The organism is Nostoc sp. CALU 546 (genome assembly GCF_048836525.1).
This window is the reverse complement of sequence record NZ_JAWJTF010000026.1, coordinates 23,441-43,853: the sequence shown is the minus strand read 5'-3', so window position 1 is coordinate 43,853 and position 20,413 is coordinate 23,441. Positions and strand designations below refer to the sequence as shown.

The 20,413-nt window shown below is 42.2% G+C and carries 14 protein-coding genes and 1 pseudogene; 8 read left to right on the top strand and 7 right to left on the bottom strand.

Going from position 1 to position 20,413, the window contains the following annotated elements:
- Window positions 1-415 precede the first annotated feature (415 nt).
- From RRG12_RS15350 to rpiA, 3 genes are all read right to left on the bottom strand, one after another.
- Window positions 416-1,030: a TetR/AcrR family transcriptional regulator gene (locus RRG12_RS15350; RefSeq protein WP_069070378.1), complete on the bottom strand. Its 615-nt coding sequence runs from the start codon at window positions 1,028-1,030 to the stop codon at window positions 416-418.
- Window positions 1,031-1,253: 223 nt separating this feature from the next.
- Entirely contained in the window at window positions 1,254-1,748 is a 495-nt protein-coding gene (locus tag RRG12_RS15345) for a GNAT family N-acetyltransferase (RefSeq protein ID WP_420759888.1), read from the bottom strand.
- Window positions 1,749-1,996: 248 nt separating this feature from the next.
- Window positions 1,997-2,704, bottom strand: a complete 708-nt coding sequence (gene rpiA, locus RRG12_RS15340; protein ID WP_069070380.1) for a ribose-5-phosphate isomerase RpiA — start codon at window positions 2,702-2,704, stop codon at window positions 1,997-1,999.
- A gap of 260 nt (window positions 2,705-2,964) precedes the next feature.
- On the opposite strand from rpiA, the gene RRG12_RS15335 reads away from it, so the two are divergent.
- Complete coding sequence (locus RRG12_RS15335) at window positions 2,965-3,639, top strand: S-layer homology domain-containing protein (protein WP_181929517.1); 675 nt, start codon at window positions 2,965-2,967, stop codon at window positions 3,637-3,639.
- Between the two features lie 158 nt (window positions 3,640-3,797).
- Here the strand turns inward: RRG12_RS15335 and RRG12_RS15330 are convergent, their stop codons facing one another.
- Window positions 3,798-5,009 (bottom strand): hypothetical protein, encoded by a 1,212-nt coding sequence (locus tag RRG12_RS15330; protein WP_420759887.1) that lies wholly within the window; start codon window positions 5,007-5,009, stop codon window positions 3,798-3,800.
- A gap of 432 nt (window positions 5,010-5,441) precedes the next feature.
- Between RRG12_RS15330 and RRG12_RS15325 the strand changes: the two genes are divergently transcribed.
- Entirely contained in the window at window positions 5,442-7,082 is a 1,641-nt protein-coding gene (locus RRG12_RS15325) for a metallophosphoesterase (RefSeq protein ID WP_420759886.1), read from the top strand.
- A 230-nt stretch (window positions 7,083-7,312) separates the two neighbouring features.
- Here the strand turns inward: RRG12_RS15325 and RRG12_RS15320 are convergent, their stop codons facing one another.
- Window positions 7,313-8,683 (bottom strand): DUF2252 domain-containing protein, encoded by a 1,371-nt coding sequence (locus RRG12_RS15320; RefSeq protein ID WP_420759885.1) that lies wholly within the window; start codon window positions 8,681-8,683, stop codon window positions 7,313-7,315.
- 183 nt (window positions 8,684-8,866) lie between these two features.
- On the opposite strand from RRG12_RS15320, the gene RRG12_RS15315 reads away from it, so the two are divergent.
- Window positions 8,867-9,547: a RibD family protein gene (locus tag RRG12_RS15315; RefSeq protein WP_420759884.1), complete on the top strand. Its 681-nt coding sequence runs from the start codon at window positions 8,867-8,869 to the stop codon at window positions 9,545-9,547.
- A 62-nt stretch (window positions 9,548-9,609) separates the two neighbouring features.
- On the opposite strand, the gene psbA is transcribed toward RRG12_RS15315, so the two are convergent.
- Entirely contained in the window at window positions 9,610-10,692 is a 1,083-nt protein-coding gene (gene psbA, locus RRG12_RS15310; RefSeq protein ID WP_069068940.1) for a photosystem II q(b) protein, read from the bottom strand.
- A gap of 340 nt (window positions 10,693-11,032) precedes the next feature.
- Entirely contained in the window at window positions 11,033-11,383 is a 351-nt protein-coding gene (locus RRG12_RS15305) for a histidine triad nucleotide-binding protein (RefSeq protein WP_069070385.1), read from the bottom strand.
- Between the two features lie 253 nt (window positions 11,384-11,636).
- On the opposite strand from RRG12_RS15305, the gene RRG12_RS15300 reads away from it, so the two are divergent.
- The 5 genes and pseudogenes from RRG12_RS15300 (at window position 11,637) to RRG12_RS15280 (ending at window position 20,004) form a co-directional block, all read left to right on the top strand.
- Window positions 11,637-13,838: a PAS domain S-box protein gene (locus RRG12_RS15300; RefSeq protein ID WP_256090966.1), complete on the top strand. Its 2,202-nt coding sequence runs from the start codon at window positions 11,637-11,639 to the stop codon at window positions 13,836-13,838.
- 724 nt (window positions 13,839-14,562) lie between these two features.
- Window positions 14,563-18,795, top strand: coding sequence for a chemotaxis protein CheB (locus RRG12_RS15295; RefSeq protein WP_420759883.1), 4,233 nt, complete (start codon window positions 14,563-14,565; stop codon window positions 18,793-18,795).
- A 109-nt stretch (window positions 18,796-18,904) separates the two neighbouring features.
- A pseudogene (locus RRG12_RS15290) lies at window positions 18,905-19,277 on the top strand (four helix bundle protein).
- 225 nt (window positions 19,278-19,502) lie between these two features.
- Window positions 19,503-19,763: a hypothetical protein gene (locus RRG12_RS15285; protein ID WP_069070387.1), complete on the top strand. Its 261-nt coding sequence runs from the start codon at window positions 19,503-19,505 to the stop codon at window positions 19,761-19,763.
- Window positions 19,764-19,818: 55 nt separating this feature from the next.
- Window positions 19,819-20,004: a hypothetical protein gene (locus RRG12_RS15280; RefSeq protein WP_069070388.1), complete on the top strand. Its 186-nt coding sequence runs from the start codon at window positions 19,819-19,821 to the stop codon at window positions 20,002-20,004.
- Window positions 20,005-20,413 lie beyond the last annotated feature (409 nt).

Sequence of the window (20,413 nt, the reverse complement as noted above, 5' to 3'; positions counted from 1 at the left end):
GTATACACCCTAAGCTAGGTTGCAAATTTTAGTAATTTATCTCCAGATAGATTTTTCTTTATTTATAAAAGCTTCTTTTGTTAGAGGTTAATTACTCGGTAATATAGTAATAGAAGCTAGAATTTATCACTAATTTTTTATCAAGAAAGGCAGTAAAGGAAGCAAACTTGCGGTTTAAGACCCCCACCAAATTGAAAATTTGGGGCTGCTTTTTCAGGAGAGGTTTGAATCCTATAAGTGAAAAAAACCTTCTGCCTTCTGCCTCCTTCAAATCCATAACATGCGTTTGCCGATCATAAATACTCAATTTTAAGAAATCCAGCGACTCAAGTTTATAATAAATGCCAAAATAAAGGGCCTTTTAACTCAGTACTTGGCATGGGCTAAACACCCAGCTAACGGAACTCAGCATTCTTCATAACTGAGAGGGAGCAACACTGATACCGCGCACAAAAATATCTACACAGGTTTCGATATATTCCTCACAACTATAGCTGCCTTGATTGAATTTTGCACTGCGACATAGCATTCCAGCTAGCAGCATTCCTGTAAACATATCGACTGCCGGAAATGGATCAATGTCTGCTCTAACAGCGCCTCGTCTCTGACTCGATTGCAGGTAAGCTACCAGTTTTTCCCCTAAAGGCTTGGCAGCTTCTTGAATCACTTGTTTGGCTGCCTCTGGATGACGTTTGGCTTCCCCAATGAAGGTACGAATTAAGTCCTCCTGTACCTCTAGCATATTATTGTAAAGATGGGCATATTGTCTTAAATCAATTTTCAAATCCTGTGTCCACGCTTCAGGGTGTGCAAGGGCTTCTGTCTGGAGTGCCAAGGCATTTTCCATTACTGCTCCCAGAAGTTGTTCTTTGCTAGCAAAGTGGCGAAATAAAGTCACCTCATTCACACCAGCAACACGAGCTATTTCACGGGTAGTTGCTCCTTGAACACCTAAACTAGCAAATACCTGCGAGGCGGCTTCTATCAAACGTGTACGGGTAAGAGCTGATGAACGGATAATTTTATTCATTTATGCTGGCAAGTACTTACTTACATCATAGGTTATGTAGAAAAAGTTGTTGCATTAGCGTCGCTTACCATAAGCAAGGTATGGCTGAAAGCGGCGAGAAACTTCATCCTAAGAGTGGCTAAAGGTTGCTCCCCCCGCCGCATGGGGCATGGGGCATTGGTAGCTTCTTCCCCATTCTCCATCCCCTTGTGAGTGGAGTTTTTTATCTCTTGCCCTTTTCCCTTTAATTGGAAGTCTCTAATGTTTTACTCATTTTAGTAACTGGAACAACTATCCCACTCCTTAAATAATGAGGTGCTCTTTGGATGGCAGTAAATCCCAGTCGTAAATAAAACCCTTCGGCATAAAGGCTAGCAGTTGTAATTACCTTATCCATACCTTGAACAGTTGCTTCGTCACAAAAATGTTGCACTAAAGCCCGCCCAATTCCTTTACCTTGATATTTAGGATGAACATACAATCCAATCAGTTCATCAACAATGAAACTAGCAAAACCCATAACCACATCTCCCTCGATCGCAACCCAGAAAGTTTCCACTTTCATACTCTTCAAGATATTTGAACCATCAGGTTTGTCACGGTAATTACGCCAAGCTAACAGTTCTTTTTGGGTATAGAAAGTTGCAGGTAGAGCTTTGATAGCAGCAATATGAATTGCACTCAGCACCCACGCATCTGTTTCTTGGGCAGGTCGAAGAGATATTTCGTTAGCGCTCATAAGGCAGGAGGCAGGAGGCAGAAGGCAGGAGGCAGAAGGCAAGGAGGCAAGAGGAAAGAAGTATGAATGAAAACTTTAGTTCCAGGTAATTCCGAGTTTAAAAAGAAGAATTGTGTTGTAGCGACTGTCTTAAAAATTAAGCGATCGCTTAACGCATCGGTTTCAAATTTCTGTTTCAACTCACTAGAATCTTGCTTAATTTTGGATTTTAGAGACATCTAAAATCCAAAATCTAAAATCCAAAATTCTTACAGTTGCCGCACTAATGGCTGACCATCTTTGACTTCACCAATCAAAACTAAATCGACACAGTTAACGAAAATACCATTTTCCAGAACGCCGGGAATGTTATTCAATGTCTTTTCTAGTCCGGCTGGATCTTCAATAGAGTCAAATCTGACATCTAAGACAAAGTTTCCTTGGTCAGTGATTACTGGCCCAGCTTTTTTTACACCCATACGGAGTTCTGGTTTGCCACCGAGTTTTTTGATGGCATTGGTTACTGGAGTAATTGCCATTGGAATCACTTCCACAGGCACAGCGAAACTAGAACCTAAGCGGTCTACTAATTTTCCACTGTCTACCACGACGATGAACTGTTCTGCCAGGTAGTCTACGACTTTTTCGCGGGTATGTGCTGCACCACCGCCTTTAATCAAATTTTTCTGTGGATCGACTTCATCTGCGCCATCAATGGCAATATCGATGTGGTCAATAGCATCTAAGGTGGCGAGAGGGACACCGTACTGCTTCGCCAGAACTTCTGACTGAAACGAGGTGGGTATGCCTATAATATCTTTGAGTTCACCAGACTTTAGGCGATCGCCTAAAAACTGAATCGTATATGCTGTAGTTGACCCCGTACCCAACCCCACAATCGAACCCGACTTGACTAGGGCGGCGGCGGCTTTGCCAACTTCTTGCTTCATCAACTTTACGGGATCTGTTGTTGTCATTCCCAAAACTCCTGAAAAACTGGCTATAGTCCATAGTAGTGGGCAGATAACGCCAAAAGATGAAAGCTAAAAAACAAGTTTTTGCTGATTTCTACCCCCTTGATTATGAAAACCAGCTAATACCCTACGTAGCTACGCAACATTGCTCATCTGAAGTTCGTCACTAACTGAGTTACGGGTTATTAAGAACACCAAATTTTGCGTTAACCTCAGTAACGTAGTTTTTTAAATTCATTTAGCAGTTAAAAGTGGTTATGGTGATGCGTCAGCTTTCAATTACTCTATCTTTAATGGCACTACTACAAAGCTTGCCAGCAATTGCTCAAGTACCAGAAACTACTTCTGGAATCCCGTCTGATTCAATTCAACAGGTAACTGCTGTCAAATGGATGACAAACTTTCCCGATGGCAAATTTTATCCAGAAAGGTTACTGAGTCGGGCAGAATTAGCGTCGATTATGGTAAAAGCATTTCGCCTAGATAAAAGAGAAGCTGTTAACAAAGCAAATTTAACTGTTCCAGATGTTCCTCGTTCTTATTGGGCATTTAATGATATACAGACAGTCTTAAAAACTGACATCATGAAAGGCTATCGAGGCAATGAATTCTTCCCTAACCAAAAGGTGACAAGGGCAGAAGCTCTTGCTATTTTCGCCCAGGCTTATGGTGTATTTCAGTTTCCCGATGACGCGGTGAATGAGATTCTGGCTTCATATCCAGATGAAAAGTCTATCCCAACTTGGGCTAGAAAGGCGATCGCTACTGTAGCTACCGAGGGATTTCTTAACACAGATGCTCAAGGCAATATTTCCCCATTAAAACCTGTTACCCGTGGGGATATGGCTTATGTCTTGAGTAAATATTTGCAACGGCAACAGCAACAACCCGAAACACCAGAAGTTCCGGTTATTCCAAATAGCCCACAATCACCTTAGGGACTTCCAAATCAAAAAATATCCCATCGTTTTTAGGGCAGGGAAGCAGGGGGCACTTAGCTGGGGGAGGAAAAGTCGTTGTGATTCCAAAAATTGGATAATTTATTTTTTGGAGTTCCCTTAGCTGAATAAAATTCAGTTAAGCTTTGTGCTTAAACTCAGTTTTGACCCGGACTTCTATACTTGTCTCGAATCTGGCGAAGATATAAGGAATTAGACTGTGTTGGTTGCTGCAAGACATTATTCCCATAATTAGATTGTGGTGGTTGCGTCGGCTGCTGCAACCCATAATTTCCATATCCCGCAGGGTTTGTGGGTGTGACAACACTTTGACTCGGATTTTGGCTAGAGTAAGGTGCAATATTACTTGGTGCGGCAAAGGTAGCAGAAGGCGTCACTGGTGAGACATTAGGCACTAGCTGACCATTATTTAAATGACCGTAGGGATTTTGCGGTAAGTTCGTACCCGTTGATGTATAACCTGTACTAGGAGTTAAACCATTACTAGGTACTAGCTGACCATTATTTAAATGACCGTAGGGATTTTGTGGTAAGTTCGTACCCGTTGATGTATAACCTGTACTAGGATTTGACTCAGTGCTTGGTAGAGAATTCTGACTGGGTAAGTTGTTGATGGGTGGCATTAGCGTTGTTCCTGGGTCAGAGACTTGTCCCAAGGCATTTGTCGGAGTTGCAGTCCCATTAAAGCTAGACAATTTCTCGTTTGTTGATTGGTTGAGTGCTGCTTGCAGAGGACTGATAGAGAGAGAATTTTGATTCTTATTGGTTTGATTAGTCAATCCAATACCCAGGCTAGAGGACTTTTCTTCCTCCCCTGTTGGTTCAGACGCGGTATTTAAAGTCTTAAGACCTAGAAACTGGTTATTATTATCAACTATCCCAGTACGCAATAAATTTTCTGTTTGTACGACAAAGGGATTTTTCATCACTGGGGAGGTGTTGCCATTAATGCCTATAGGATTTGATTTAGCATCACTAGCAGATTTTTGTTTGTTAATTACATCTTCTAATAAGCTTGTGCTCTTTTTTGCCTCAGTCTTTTCATTAGGAGTATTTGCCTTTAATGAGAGAGCTGCTTCCTCAAAGTCATTAAACAAAACTGGCAGGTTATCAATATCTGCTGCAATGGCTCTATTTTCTGCTGACAGGGAGGATTCATCAGGCTGTTGTGGAGCAACTTGATTTTTTTGCTTATAAACGAAAATATCTGGATTTGACCAGTATTCCCAGGTTACTAGCCCTACTACAGATAAAAAAATTGCAGTTCCCCAAAAACCAGGTCGTCCTAGATTCCATAACCTGGCTCTGAGATAGCGTAAGTAGGCGGGAGGATAACGACGATTTGGCATGTTATTAGTAATTTAAATTTACTATAAATCGGTAAAATTTGACGGAAGAAGCGTTGCTGTTTGATGCTTTGATTTAGCTCAAGAGGAAATATCTCAACTGAAGTTCGTAGTGATTTCATCCTAACTTCTCAAGAAGTTATTAGTCATTAACAATAGACATCTAGTAGTCAAAAATTTACTTTTTTTACCTTTTTAAACTAAACCGTTTAGTTTGTTGGCGAAAGCTTTCTCGTAAAAGTAGACACGCAGCGGCTACATAAATTGCCTGAAAATCAGGGTTTCGGCTATTGTTTATGTAAGTCCTGACCCGAAAAATTTGGTATTTCACTCATGCTTAGACGTTTAAGTAGCCGTAAAATCTCCTCAGTGGCTATTTTTGTGCTTGTTGTATGCTTTACTCTGATAAGTGTGCGTTCATTTGGGCAATCAATTATGACATCAGCACCCCAACTGCTCACCGATCCATTTTTGCAACTGCCAACGGAAACCTCAGTGCGAGTAGTTTGGTTTACTGAGTTTGCTGGTGTTAATCACACAGTAACTTACGGTGAAAATTTCAAACAAACTGCTAAGGCAAGTACTACCAAACTCACTCGCACGCGTGAAGACCAAGAGTCAAGAGTTGCAAACCAAACCAAAGACGGCGAAGTTTATCAAAAACCCGTCCAGCGTGAAATTTGGCGACATGAGGCTGAGGTAACTGGCTTAACTCCTGATGTGAGGGTAAATTATCGTGTTACGAGTGTGCGAGAAGATGGTGAGAGGGTTAACAGTGATGTTTTTACCCTTGCAGCTACTCCCAAAACAGATACACCATTAAAAATTTTACTCACCTCAGATCATCAATTAAAGCCGATGACAGCAGCAAATCTGCAAAAGGTGGTAGAAACAATTGGACGAGTTGATGGAGTATGGTTTGCTGGTGATTTGGTGAATGTTAGCGATCGCGCCTCAGAATGGTTTGATGATAATAGTGGTGGTGCATTGTTTCCCGGTTTGCAAGGTCGTGCTAAATATGACATGACGCATAACGACGTTAAGACAACATACACTGGTGGACAAATAATTCAACACGCACCCATGTTTACTTGCATTGGCAATCATGAGGTGATGGGGCGTTTTGCCAGGACGGGAAGTTTAAATGATGAATTTGATGATACAATTCCCCGTGCCGTTGCTCAAAGAATCTACCGAGACAAATCTTTAATAGATAATTCTTTTAATACTAATACCTATGAAGAGATTTTCTCTTTACCAAAAAGTAAAGATGGTGGAAAAAAGTATTATGCAGTTAGCTTTGGGAATGTACGTTTGGTGGTACTGTTCGCTACGAATATGTGGCGGACTCCCAGCTTAGATAGAAAGCGTAGGGGTAGATATCAGGAAGCCGAAAGGGATTTAAATAATCCTGAAAATTGGGGTTATGGACAGGTGATTTATGAGCCAATTGCTAAAGGCAGCAAACAGTACAATTGGCTAGAGGCAGAACTCAACAGCCCTGAGTTTAAACAAGCAAAATACAAAGTTGTAATGTTCCATCATCCACCCCATACTTTGGGTGATAATATAGTTCCTGCTTATACAGAACCAGTTCAAATAATTGAACGGGATGGTAATAATATCAAAGCAGTGCGTTATGAGTACCCCAAAGACGCAGATTATATTATTCGTGATGTTGTCCCTTTATTAGAATCTGCTAATGTCCAATTAGTATTTTATGGGCATTCCCATTTGTGGAATCGCTTTGTTAGTTCCAGTGGAATGCACTTTCTAGAAACTTCCAATGTGGGCAATACTTACGGTGCTGCTTGGGGTGACAGAAAGCGAGAAGTGCCAATTGGATATCAAGAAGATTATGTTAAGCTTGGTGATCCTAATGGTTTAGAACCAATAGTGCCAACAATTGCTCCCTTGCTGGGCGAGGATGGGAAACCGATGCCTTATATTGCGAGTAATGATATTACAGTTTTCAGTATCTTTGATACAGGAACAGGTACGATAAGTAGTTATCGTTTTGATACTCGCAAGCCTGATTCAGAAGTATTGAAGTTTGACGAATTTAAGTTGAAATAGTAATTACACCAAGGGAAACACATTATTAAAGAAGGCAGGAGGCAGAAGGCAGGAGGGAGAAGGCAGAAGGCAGGAGGCAGAAGGCAGGAGGCAGGAGGCAGGAGGCAGGAGGCAGAAGGCAGGAGGCAGAAGGCAGGCGGCAGAAGGAGCGTCTTGCTTATTAATTTTAAGAATTTTTAATTGGAGCGATCGCGTAGCGTCTCGTAGAAAAGCGAGCGACTTGACTAAAATTAGAGTGTCACCTTTTGGTTATAAGCATTAACAAAACTGGTGTAGTCATACTCGACTTGAGTTGCATAGTCCACCGCAAAGTTAATAATTTCGTCTTTGAATACAGCCTTGTTACCGCTCACAATATCAGTTACTTCTTTGTCAACGCTTAGGGGAATAATCGCAGCATCGTAGTCTTTATCTGAGATTGCATGGTTCTTGGCAACAACCTTCCCTGCATACCCCATTGCATCCATGAATTTTGACTTAGTGGTTAGCAAAGTATAATCAAAGTCCACTTGATAGGGTGATTTTTCATGCAGCATAAAGGGAATGCTAGTGACCGTAGTATAGCCAAGCAATGGATCAGTATTAGAGAGCATTGCTTTCGTGGCGATTGTCACTCTTGCCCCTTCTTGGTTTCCGTAGACTGAACTTGGCAGCAAACCTGGAACTGCGATCGCAACTGCGCTATTACCTTCCTGCTTCATTTCCAAAATGCGATCGTCGTCGGTTGCTGAACTTGGGCCCTCAATCAATAAGTAATATCGGTACTTTCCAAGACTACCAATGCCTGAACCTAATTTGAGGCGAATGTCTTTGAGGGTGTAGTAACTATTGTTGTAGCGCTTACTGCTCGGAATTGAAGCGATGTAGCTGCTCATAGCCTCAGCAATGTCTGAATAGGTACTGGCAGATACAGACTTAAGTTCCAAAGTTGTTTGGAATACTCGATTGTTGCTGTTATTTAACTGCGTATATTTATTTAAAAACTTCAAACGGCTCTTATCTGATACCTTTTCAATCAAATCTTTGACCACACCATTCGTATTGCTGGATTCCAAACGATATGACAGTTCATCATTGGTTCCCTTAAAGTCACTCATCTTGTTCAGATAAGCATCCAAAAAATTCCTGACAATATCCTGAGCATCGCTTGAGCTAATACCGTTTTCTTTAGCTGCCAACAGAATGGAGACTGCCATCCGTCGCAAGTCCCAAACGTAGGGGCCAAGATAGCCTTCATCAAAATCAGTGGTGTCAAAAACGTTGTTATCGTTACTATCTCTTATGCCTCCAATATTTTGCAGATGCATATCTCCCTCTAACCAGATGGCTGATGTTGAAGAATTCACAAATTCTGAACTTGGCAAGGTCTGCATATCACGATAAAAAATGTGAGCCGTCCCTCGATAAAAGGCGAATGGGCTAGCTTTCATCTTTTGTATCTTCGTTTCCAGTTCTTGAGGCAATTGAGAAGCAAAGGGATGATTGTATTGGTAAATTTCATTTTCCACCCAAGTCGAACGGGGAGTTGCAGCTTGAACTGGAGATGCAAACCCCAAAATTAAAATTAAGACAACTGCGATCGCAGATATGTGTTTGGTCATGACAATCTCTTAGGTGTAAAAAATTGACTCTTATTAGACTCTTGTGTAGATACAATCATCCAACAACAATTCTTTTACCACCTTTAGCCATAGCTTAGAAAGTGATTTAAAGCACAATGCAACAACTATTCATGTCAAAGAATTCAAAAAGGTAAAATTATAAAGAATTGTCAAAACGTAATCATGTCAGCTATCCAAACAACTGTAGTTCTTGCGATGACGGCCGATGGAAAAATTAGCGCCGTAGATCCTAAAGCGCCTCGTGAATCCGATCCAGATGATCAAGCACACGTGGAGTATCAAGTCTCCCTTGCTGATCTAATTCTGGTAGGAGCAGGGACAATTCGGGCTGAGGGGGTAACTTTTACAATTCGCAATCCCGAACTTTTGGCAGCACGTAAGGTTCGGGGTCAGTCTCCCCAGCCTATTACCTGCGTTGTCTCAGGTTCCCTTGACTTAGCGCTGGACTTGCCTTTTTTAAGTCAGGACATTGAGCGATGGATATTTACAACACGAACTGGTTTGGAACGCAATTCTGATACAACAACCTTACAAAAACTGGCTGAATTAATTGATTTGGGAGATACAGACCTGGACTGGGATCGGGCTTACAGCTTGATGGCAGAGCGGGGTATTAACAAGGTAGTTGCTTTGGGAGGTGGCTCTTTAACAGCTGCTTTAGTGCACGCAGAGCGAATTGACGATTGGTGGTTGACAATTTGGCCAGTTATTTATGGAGGAAAGCACGCCCCTAGCCCAGTAGAGGGAGAAGGTTTTGTTCCTTATGCTGCTCCTCATCTCCAACTCGTTGAAACTCGTCAGATTGGAAGTGAGTTGTTTTTACACTACCGCACACTCAAGTAGAGAATACTAAAAAGCGCTCTCCCGAAAGGGAGAGCGCTTTTTAATTTAGCTAAACTTCAGAATTAACCGTTGATAGCAGGAGCAGTGAGAGCTACAGGAGCAGAATCGCCAGCAGCCAAATCTAGAGGGAAGTTGTGAGCATTGCGCTCGTGCATTACTTCCATACCCAGGTTAGCGCGGTTGATTACATCCGCCCAAGTTGCAATCACACGACCTTCAGAGTCAATGATTGATTGGTTGAAGTTGAAACCGTTCAAGTTGAACGCCATTGTGCTTACACCCAAGGCGGTGAACCAGATGCCGATTACAGGCCATGCTGCTAAGAAGAAGTGCAGTGAACGGCTGTTGTTGAAGGAAGCGTATTGGAAGATTAGACGACCGAAGTAGCCGTGAGCCGCAACGATGTTGTAGGTTTCTTCTTCTTGACCGAATTTGTAACCGTAGTTTTGTGATTCGGTTTCGGTTGTTTCACGAACCAAGGAAGATGTAACCAAAGAACCGTGCATTGCACTGAACAAACTTCCGCCGAATACACCAGCTACACCTAGTTGGTGGAAGGGGTGCATCAAGATGTTGTGTTCTGCTTGGAACACGATCATGAAGTTGAATGTTCCTGAGATACCCAAAGGCATACCATCAGAGAATGAACCTTGTCCGATTGGGTATACCAAGAATACTGCGGTTGCTGCTGCAACAGGTGCAGAATATGCGATCGCAATCCAAGGACGCATTCCTAAGCGGTAGGATAGTTCCCATTCACGACCCATGTAGCAGAATACGCCAATCAAGAAGTGGAAAACTACTAGTTGGTAAGGGCCGCCGTTGTACAGCCACTCATCAAGAGAAGCTGCTTCCCAGATTGGGTAGAAGTGCAAGCCAATTGCGTTGGAGGAAGGAACAACTGCACCGGAGATGATGTTGTTTCCGTAAATCAAGGAACCTGCTACTGGTTCGCGGATACCATCGATGTCTACTGGAGGAGCGGCGATGAAGGCGATTACGAAGCAAGCGGTTGCGGCTAGCAAGGTTGGAATCATTACTACGCCGAACCAACCGATGTAAATCCGGTTGTTGGTGCTGGTGATCCATTCGCAGAATCGATCCCATACGTTGGCGCTTTCGCGACGTTGTAAGGTTGTTGTCATTGTTTTATAAGTGCGGTTAGTTATTTATGATTTGGATAAGCAAATTTGCTTACCTATGTTTATTACATTAGAAGCAAAATGGAGATTTGTAAAGAAATATTACATAGGTATTGATTATGACAGTAATTTCTTTTGGTGATGAACCGCGTTTAGAGACGCAATTCATCTGGTTTTATCACGTACTTCGTCCCGCTACGCTAACGCCCGCAAGTGGCGCGAAATAATCCTTGTATAGCAAGGCACGTAGAAACCCCACCCCGAAGTGTCTGTCTTGGTTTAATTGCGTTAGGGTAGCGGGGCGTTAGCAAGAGTGCGAATTGCGAATTGCGAATTGGTTTTATCAACCAGGGGGCCAGTCTAACTGCCGTCCTCCCAAAATGTGCAAATGTAAGTGATGGACTGTTTGTCCGCCGTCATCACCAGTGTTGATGACAACTCGATAACCATTTTTCAGCCCAGCTTCTTCTGCAACACGTTTGACGGTTAACAAAAGATGCCCCAACAGAGCATGATCTTCAGATTCAGCATCAGCTAGTTGAGCAATGGGTTTTTTGGGAATCACGAGGATGTGAACGGGCGCTTGGGGATGGATGTCTTTAAATGCCAGGGACAAATTATCCTCATAAACAATATCAGCGGGAATTTCCCGACTAATAATTTTGCTGAAAATCGTTTCTGGAGTTTCACTCATGCCAATTTACCTACTTATCTGCTAGAGATTTTATATTAAGTCCGGCTAATCACTTAAATGAGACAACATTATGGCTAAAAATGAATTTAAATTTATATTAAAAATTAGCGGATTTCTTTGTTACTACTATGTATAAATCACCATCCCAAAAAATCCAAATATTTACACCTATCACAGATTATATTTTATTACCAGTGCTATTTAAATCTTTAAAATATTCTCAGTATTTGTTTGTAATCTTTAATTTAAACTGATGGAGGTCATCTGCGGCAGAAAGGGCGATCGCATGAGCAAAAAATGGTATCGAATCCAAAAGCTGAAAGCAATATTCGTCCTAGCATTGGCAGTTATATTCACTAATGCTGTAGTCTCCTACGGCAACACTGTTAAGCTGATTTACAACCAGCAATGGGTGACATCCTCATATAAAGTTATTACCCAAGTTGAAAGTATCCAATCTACACTCCAAGATACTGAGACTGCACAACGTAATTACTTAATTACAGCAGATGCAGATGACCTAAAAACTTATCTTGTAGCTTATGAACAAACTAATCGCAACATTCAGACTCTCAGTAAGTTGACTGCTGATAACCATCAAAAGCAGCAGTGGGTTTCTTTGCTGGAGCCGAAAATTAACAGTAGACTCAACATTTTGCAACAAGAGATTTCCCTCAGACAAAACCAAGGATTTGAAGCAGTTCGACAGAGAATTTTATCTGTCAAAGACAAGCAAAACAGCAAAGAAATCCAACAGCTTATTCACGACTTTTTAGAGGTAGAGCAAAATTTATTACAGCAGGGAATGCAACAGTCGCAAGCAATTTCTCAAAAGGCGATAGTTACATTTTTTATCGCGGCTATTGTGGATTTGGTGCTGGTGGCGCTGCTGTATGACTTGTTGTGGCGCTATATCAGGCAACTTCAGCAGACGGAATTGGCCCTACGCCAAAGCGAAAATCGTTTACGAGCCATGATAGATGCAGAACCAGAATGTATCAACTTAATTGCCAGGGATGGAACCCTTTTAGAAATCAATGCAGAAGGGCTGGCGATGATGGAAGTGGAAAGTGCTGATGTTTTGATTGGCAAACCAGTTGATGCTGTAATTTTACCAGAGTATAGAGCAGCCTTTGCCGACTTGCATAAAAGTATCTGCCAAGGTAACAAGGGAACTTTGGAGTTTGAAATCGTTGGATTTAAAGGCACTCGCCGCTACATGGAAACTCATGCTGTACCACTGCTTAACGAATCTGATGGGACGTTCATCCATTTAGCACTGATACGAGATGTAACTCAGCAAAAACAGGCAGAACAGAAAATTCGTGAACAAGCAGCGCTGTTGGATGTATCAACTGACGCAATTGTGGTACGAAATATCCGCAACCAAATTTTGTTTTGGAATAAAGGTGCCCAGAGTTTGTACGGCTGGAAGGCTGAGGAAGTTGTGGGTAAGAATGTTTTGCAACTTTTGTATAAAGAGATTTCACCACAGCTAGAAGATGCTTACTTAACGGTGATGAATACGGGTGAGTGGCGGGGTGAGTTGCATCAACTGACAAGGGAAGGTAAAGTAATTATCGTTGAAAGTCGGTGGACACTGATACGACATGATAATGGACAACCCAAATCCATTTTGAGTGTGAACACCGAAATCACACAGCAGAAACAACTGGAAGCTCAACTTTTGCGATCGCAACGTTTGGAGAGTATTGGTACTTTAGCTGGCGGTATCGCCCATGACCTGAACAATATACTATCCCCAATTTTAATGTCAGTTCAACTGTTGCAGAGGAAATTGCCCGATCCGCAGAGTCAGCAAATACTGCAAACTTTAGAAAATAATGTTAAACGCGGTGCTAATTTGCTCAAGCAAGTATTATCTTTTGCACGAGGTATTGAAGGCAAACGAACAATTGTCCAAATTCAGCCTTTGATGGCAGAAATTGAGCAAATTATCGCTCAAACATTTCCTAATTCCATTATTTGCCAGATAGATATCTCTAAAAATCTCTGGTACGTTCGCGGAGATATAACTCAATTACATCAAGTACTGATAAATTTAGTAGTCAACGCCCGCGATGCTATGCCTAGTGGCGGTATTTTGAGGATTGCGGCGGAAAATCTGGTGATTGGCGAACATTCTGCCCAGATAAATATTGATGCGAAAGTGGGTTCTTATATTGCGATCGTGGTGACGGATACTGGGATGGGGATGTCGTCGGAAGTTCAAGAACGAATTTTTGAACCATTTTTCACTACCAAAGAGGTAGGAAAAGGTACGGGTTTAGGACTTTCCACGGTGTTGGGTATTATTAAAAATCACGGTGGTTTTGTCAATGTTTACAGTCAAGTAGGCAGAGGCACTCAATTTACAGTGTACTTACCTGCCTCAACATCCAGAGATACACATTCGCTGTCTCTAGAATTGGAATCAGTTACAGGAGATAGTTAAAAAAACTACAACCAAGCCCTGTTTATATATCAGAAAATTTGTTAACAAAATATACATTCTATATAAAATATACGCTATTAAAACATCTATTCAAACATAAACTCTAACAATAGGATGTTATGGTAAACACTGTTGTTGAAGAAGAATTCAGAATTCAGAATTCAGAAGGCTCAGTTGGCAGAAGGGAACCCACGTTTAAAAATGCGGGATTGATCTTGGAAGCCTTGTGTCTTGTGGCACTTTCCGCGACGCTCGATAGCGCAGCGTTAGCGACGCAGGAGCGTCTGACTCGCTTGCCGCCGGCGCTATCGACACAAATCTTTTTATACTAGTGCGGCTCTAGACCCACAACTAAAGTTTTTATTAATACTTCTTTCATAAAAGCCTTCTGCCCTCTGTCCTCTACCTTTATTTGTAACTATAAAATGTGTGTATTATCTCAATTAGGTTTACTTTTGAATAGCGGAATTATTGGTATTGCATTTATTCTAGTTTTAGACTTTTTAGCAGAGATTGGGATTTAGGAAAATTAAAATTGTTTATAGGTTATATATTTTGAATATTCAAATATTTTTTTGTTTACCATAAAAAAATTATGGTGCTGTTAAGAAAGTAACGAAGGTCAAAAAATAGATTTTCTTCCTGCCTCCTGCTTTTATTTGGTAAAACCAACCTAAAATACAAACCTTAGCCGCCAAAGCATTGCGTTACTAAATTTTATCTTATGACATCCGATCGCCCCTCTGAACAACCTGTATCTGAATCTACCGCAAATGAAGCGTCCGACGTAGAGCAGCAAGAAATTGCAGATGCTTTATTTCCCATCGTTGGCATTGCCGCCTCTGCGGGTGGATTAGAGGCATTTACGCAGGTACTTAAGCATTTGCTTACCGATACAGGGATGGCATTTGTGCTGATTCAACACTTAGATCCTAACCACAAGAGTCTGTTGAGCGAGATTCTAGGAAGAACAACTTCAATGCCCGTCAATGAAGTGCGAGACGGCGTGACTGTGAAACCTAACCAGGTTTACATTATTCCGCCTAACACTAAGATGATGCTGTCTGGTGGAGTGTTGCAACTCACGCCGCGAGAGAAAGTTCATGGTAAATATATGCCTGCTGATGCATTCTTTACTTCATTGGCAGCAGATCGAGGGCACAAAGCGATCGCAGTTGTTTTATCTGGAGCAGATGGAGACGGTTCACTAGGGCTAAAGGCAATCAAGGCAGCTGGAGGCGTGACTTTTGCTCAGTGTGAAGACACGGCAAAATTCGATAGTATGCCCAATACTGCTGTTGCCACCGGGAATGTGGATTTTGTGCTACCGCCGCAAAAAATCGCCGAGGAACTGGTAAACCTCAGTCGCAATCCTTTTATTTCTAAGTCATTGCCACTGATCGCGGTTGAGAAGTTGCCCGAACAGGGAGATGCCCTGGCGACTATATTTGTATTACTGCGATCGCAAACTGGCGTTGACTTCAGCCACTACAAGCCCAACACCCTCGATCGCCGAATTCAGAGGCGAATGCTGTTGTATAAACTAGAACGCTTGGAGGATTATGCCGAGTATTTGCAAAACAATCCGGGTGAAGTCAAGGCGCTCTATGAAGAAATTCTGATCCACGTCACCCATTTTTTCCGCGATCCCGAAGCATTTGAAGTGTTGAAAGAGCGAGTCTTTCCTACCATCATCCAAAACAAATCAACAGAGTTGCCGATTCGGATTTGGGTAGCTGGGTGTTCGACGGGTGAAGAAGTGTATTCCATCGCTATCTCCTTGCTGGAGTTTTTATCAAATAAAGTCACCTCGCCGCCGATCCAGATTTTTGCCACAGACATCAGCGAGATAGCGATTGACAAAGCGAGAACGGGTATTTATGCAGAGAATCAAATGGTGGAAGTCTCACTAGAGAGCCGCCGCAGATTTTTTAATGCCCTTGAAGGCGGTGGATATCAAATTAGTAAAGCTGTCCGCGAACTGTGTGTGTTTGCTAGGCAAGACTTGGGCAGTGATCCCCCTTTTTCTAACTTAGATTTAATTAGCTGCCGGAATGTACTGATTTACTTGGACGAAACGTTGCAAAAACGGATATTGCCCATCTTTCATTACAGTCTTAATCCCACTGGCTTTTTACTGCTAGGGACTTCAGAAAGCACAGGTAAATATTCGGACTTGTTTATTCAGATTGACAAAAAGTATAAAATCTATAGTAAAAAGCTAACTGCAATTCGTCCAACTTTTTCGTTCATTACCAGCAATTATCCGATAGTAAAAGTGGACGAATCAAAGCCGACCAATGAGAATCCATCGGATGAGTTTGATTTAGAGAAAAAAACTGACCAACTAATCTTGAATCACTATGCCCCAGTGGGTGTAGTAATCAACGACAAGATGGACGTGCTGCAATTTCGGGGAGAAATCGATCTCTACCTCAAACTTGTACCGGGGAAACCGAGTCTTAACTTATTCAAAATGGTGCGCGAGGGTTTGCTCATCGAGCTACGGGCGACAATTTATCAGGCACAACGGCAAAAAATTCTAGTTAGAAGAGAAGGGTTACGAATTGAAGAGGGCGATCTTTCAAAAATCATCAATCTTGAGGTGATTCCATTCAACCCTGGGACTGGCGAAGAACTCTACTTTCTAGTTTTATTTGAATCAGCCCCACTCACAATTAACAACCCCAGCACAGTAAATTCTGAGAGCGAAGAGCAGTCAGACTTAGCGCAGGAGATTGTTCAGCTCAGGCTTGAACTTGCAACCGCCATCAAAGAGCGGGCTGCAACTCAAGAATATCTGCAAGCGGTGATCCAAGAGCAGGAGCATATCAATCAAGACCTGAAAGTTGCCAATGAAGAAATCCTCTCTAGTAATGAAGAGTTGCAAAGCACCAATGAGGAGCTAGAAACTGCCAAAGAAGAGATTCAAGCAACTAACGAAGAACTCAACACCACTAATGAAGAACTTCGTAGTCGAAATCTGGAATTACACCAAGTTAATAACGATCTCACGAATTTGCTTGCCAGTATTAATATTCCCATTTTGATATTGACTTTGGACTTACGCATTCGACGTTTTACGCCAATGGCGCAGCGACTTTTCAATTTGATTCCCACCGATGCTGGACGACCTTTGAGCGACATCAGAGCAAATCTCGATGTTCCTGAGTTAGAAACTATAATTTTGGAGGTTCTTGACACACTCAGCATCAAAGAATTAGAAGTCCAAACTCTGGGGGGACATTGGTACAACCTCCGCATCCGTCCTTATCGCACTACAGAAAACAAGATTGACGGTGTAGTGTTGGTGTTAATAGATATTGATGTTCTTAAACGCAGTGCCGCAACCTTAGAACAAGCCAGAAATTATGCTGAAGCGATTGTGGAGACAGTACAAGTGCCCTTAATCGTCCTTGATGCGGATTTCCGGGTGAACAAAGCCAATCGCTCGTTTTATGAAACATTTCAGGTTTCACCATCAGAGACAGCCCAATCTCTGATTTTTGAACTAGGGAACGGTCAATGGAACCTGCCAGAACTGCGATCGCTCTTAGAAGAAATTCTCGCCAACGATACCAGTATTAACAACTGGGAAGTAGAGCATAGTTTTGAGCGGATTGGGGAGAAAACCATGCTGCTCAATGGGTGGAAAATTATTGAACAGGGCGAGGCTCAAATGATTTTGCTGACCATTGAAGATATCAGCGATCACAAACACTTAGAGTTAGAGCGATCCGAGCTACTAGCGCAGGAGCAGTCAGCCCGTCAACAAGCAGAAATTGCCAACCGAGCCAAAGATGAATTCCTGTCGAACCTCTCCCATGAACTTCGTAACCCGCTTAATACTATACTGGGCTGGGCGCAACTTTTCCGCACCCGCAATTTAGATTCAGAAGCAGTCATTCGTGCCTGGGAAGTTGTGGAGCGGAGTGCTAAAGTGCAAGGTCAGTTAATCGATGATATGCTGGATGTCTCCCGAATTACGAGTGGCAAGCTTCATTTAAATACTCGTCTAATCGATCTAGTTTCAGTAGTGGATGCCGCCATTGAGTCTATCCAATTTTCCGCAGAGGCGAAAAGCATTGAAATTGTTTCACAGTTGAACTCGGCGACGGTTGTCGGAGATTTTGACCGTTTACAGCAAGTTCTGTGGAATTTACTTTCTAATGCCATTAAGTTCACTCCAGCCGGTGGGCGAGTGGGAATTATACTCGAAGCTGTATCTACTCACGCTGAACTTCGAGTCAGCGACACAGGAATTGGCATCCGGGAAGACTTGCTGCCATATATTTTCGATCGCTTCCGTCAAGGAGATTCCAGCAGCAGCAAAACAAGTCAGGGACTTGGATTAGGCTTGTCAATCGTCCGTCATCTGATAGAACTTCATGGTGGAACAGTTCAAGCGCAAAGTCCAGGTGAGGGACTAGGAACTACGATCATTGTCAGGCTGCCTCTGCGCTTAATGCCACCGGAGATTACACCACCAACTTATTTAGAGCCGAGCATTTTATCAGAGACTCCAGATACATTAGATGGTAAAAATCCACCCCTTACCCTTGAAGGATTATGCATCTTGTCTGTAGACGATCAAGAGGATAGCCGCGACTTATTAAAGTGGATGTTAGAAGAGTTTGGGGCTGAAGTAGTGGTTGTGACATCGGCAAAGGAAGCGATCGCTGCTTTAACTGAATCCCCTGGCAAATATGATGTGCTTCTAGCAGATATTGGGATGCCAGATGAGGATGGTTACTCCCTGATTCGTCAGGTGAGAGCGCTTGAAACTGAAGCTGGGGGACAAATTCCAGCAGCAGCAATTACTGCCTATGCCACCGAGCAAGAGCGGCAAAGGGCAATTGATGCTGGTTTCCAAATGCATCTCGCTAAACCGATTGAGCTTACTGAATTGGTATTGATGATTGCAAATTTGACTGGACGAGGCACAGATAATTCGTAATTCTTCAAGGAGGCAGGAGGCAGGAGGCAGGAGGCAGGAGGCAGGAGGCAGGAGGTGTATAATGATGTAATTTCTCCCAACTTCCTACTTCAAACTTCTTGCTTGCGCCATGAGTTATAGAGAACAATTTATTTGGCAGCGTGGTGTCAAGCTTGCCATTAACTGCTATCGACTTACCGAAAAATTCCCGAAATCTGAACTCTACGGATTAACTAGCCAGATTAGACGCTCGGCAGTTTCCGTGCCATCAAATATAGCTGTTCGCGCAGCGTCTCGTTAGAGAAGGTTATGGAAGACGGACGCAGAACGAATATATCCAATTTCTACACATTGCTTTAGGTTCGCTTCGAGAACTTGATACTCAATTGATTATTTCTAAGGAAGTCGGATTAGCATCGCCTGAACTATTTACTCCTATTTTGGAAGAAGTCGATAGGTTTCAAAGAATTTTAGTGTCAAGTATTCAAAAGATTAAATCTTAAAACCTTTCTGTCTCTTGCCTACTGCCTCCTGCCCTCTGCCTCCTGCCTTCCTCGATCAAATGTTTGAATCAACGTTTCAATTACGTATAAATTGTATAATCTGCACCTAAAACATTCCAAAGGTACAGGTTATATCTTACATTTTTACTTAAAAAGATATAGAGGATCTTTGATTTTTTTTAATAAAACAAAAGGTATCAACTATTAATTAGAGGAGTCTTACACATGACTGCAACCTTCATGAGGAGGCCTAAGTTTCGCAATGCCCAATGGGTGAGCTTTGTTGGTGGAGAAGGGATTGTACGCAGCTACACACCTGAATATGGCAGATGGATGTATGTCATTGAGATGGTATTAGGGCTAGAGCCTGACTTTGGCAGAGTTGGTGTAGAAACGATGATACTCCTTACCGAGACAGATTTACTTACGACATACAGCGAATTTCAAGCTGGTGAAATGAAGAGTGCTGAGTGCAGTGGGGCGTAGCTAATTCTGACTTCTGAATTCTGCTGTAAGTAGGTTTTTGATAAGGAGGTGGAAAATGTTTAAATCTACCAATTTAATTCGGGGTAAAATCTACTCTTGCCGAGGGGAACAAATCAAATTTAGCCATCAATCTCGTAATCAGAGATTCTTTTTTGTAAACAGTAGTGGTAAGCGCTTGATGTTTACATCCAATTTCATTCAGCGAGAACTTTATGAAATCAAAGTACTAGCAGAACAGTAGGGGAAGCTTCATGCAGCAAGACAACTCTGATTTAGTCAAACAAATCAAAGATTTCAAGACTTATAGTTACTCCTGAGATGAAGTTATCCAAAAATTCAATTTTGGCAAACAATTAGAGCAAGACTTCAATATCATTAATGCTCATTTTCGCTGATTATAAATCAAGTACTAGTCCCTTCTCTTCGTTCGCGCAGCGTCTCGTTGGCATTCACGTTACCGTCTCTGAAAGAGAAGCCTCTCTCCTTTTAGGCTACGGTGTACACACATCTTTCTAGAAAACCAAAATCGTTGTAGATCCCCCTAAATCCCCCTTAAAAAGAGGGACTTTGAGAGCTTTTTGCCCCCTTTTTTAAGGCTACGGTGTACACACAAGTTTATTGACTTGCACTTTTAATGCATCGACCTGCAA

Excerpts from the sequence above, each read along its gene's own strand:
- RRG12_RS15350 (WP_069070378.1), bottom strand. The coding sequence starts at position 1,030 with ATGAATAAAATTATCCGTTCATCAGCTCTTACCCGTACACGTTTGATA.
- RRG12_RS15345 (WP_420759888.1), bottom strand. The coding sequence starts at position 1,748 with ATGAGCGCTAACGAAATATCTCTTCGACCTGCCCAAGAAACAGATGCG.
- rpiA (WP_069070380.1), bottom strand. The coding sequence starts at position 2,704 with ATGACAACAACAGATCCCGTAAAGTTGATGAAGCAAGAAGTTGGCAAA.
- RRG12_RS15335 (WP_181929517.1), top strand. The coding sequence starts at position 2,965 with ATGCGTCAGCTTTCAATTACTCTATCTTTAATGGCACTACTACAAAGC.
- RRG12_RS15330 (WP_420759887.1), bottom strand. The coding sequence starts at position 5,009 with ATGCCAAATCGTCGTTATCCTCCCGCCTACTTACGCTATCTCAGAGCC.
- RRG12_RS15325 (WP_420759886.1), top strand. The coding sequence starts at position 5,442 with ATGACATCAGCACCCCAACTGCTCACCGATCCATTTTTGCAACTGCCA.
- RRG12_RS15320 (WP_420759885.1), bottom strand. The coding sequence starts at position 8,683 with ATGACCAAACACATATCTGCGATCGCAGTTGTCTTAATTTTAATTTTG.
- RRG12_RS15315 (WP_420759884.1), top strand. The coding sequence starts at position 8,867 with ATGTCAGCTATCCAAACAACTGTAGTTCTTGCGATGACGGCCGATGGA.
- psbA (WP_069068940.1), bottom strand. The coding sequence starts at position 10,692 with ATGACAACAACCTTACAACGTCGCGAAAGCGCCAACGTATGGGATCGA.
- RRG12_RS15305 (WP_069070385.1), bottom strand. The coding sequence starts at position 11,383 with ATGAGTGAAACTCCAGAAACGATTTTCAGCAAAATTATTAGTCGGGAA.
- RRG12_RS15300 (WP_256090966.1), top strand. The coding sequence starts at position 11,637 with ATGGAGGTCATCTGCGGCAGAAAGGGCGATCGCATGAGCAAAAAATGG.
- RRG12_RS15295 (WP_420759883.1), top strand. The coding sequence starts at position 14,563 with ATGACATCCGATCGCCCCTCTGAACAACCTGTATCTGAATCTACCGCA.
- RRG12_RS15285 (WP_069070387.1), top strand. The coding sequence starts at position 19,503 with ATGACTGCAACCTTCATGAGGAGGCCTAAGTTTCGCAATGCCCAATGG.
- RRG12_RS15280 (WP_069070388.1), top strand. The coding sequence starts at position 19,819 with ATGTTTAAATCTACCAATTTAATTCGGGGTAAAATCTACTCTTGCCGA.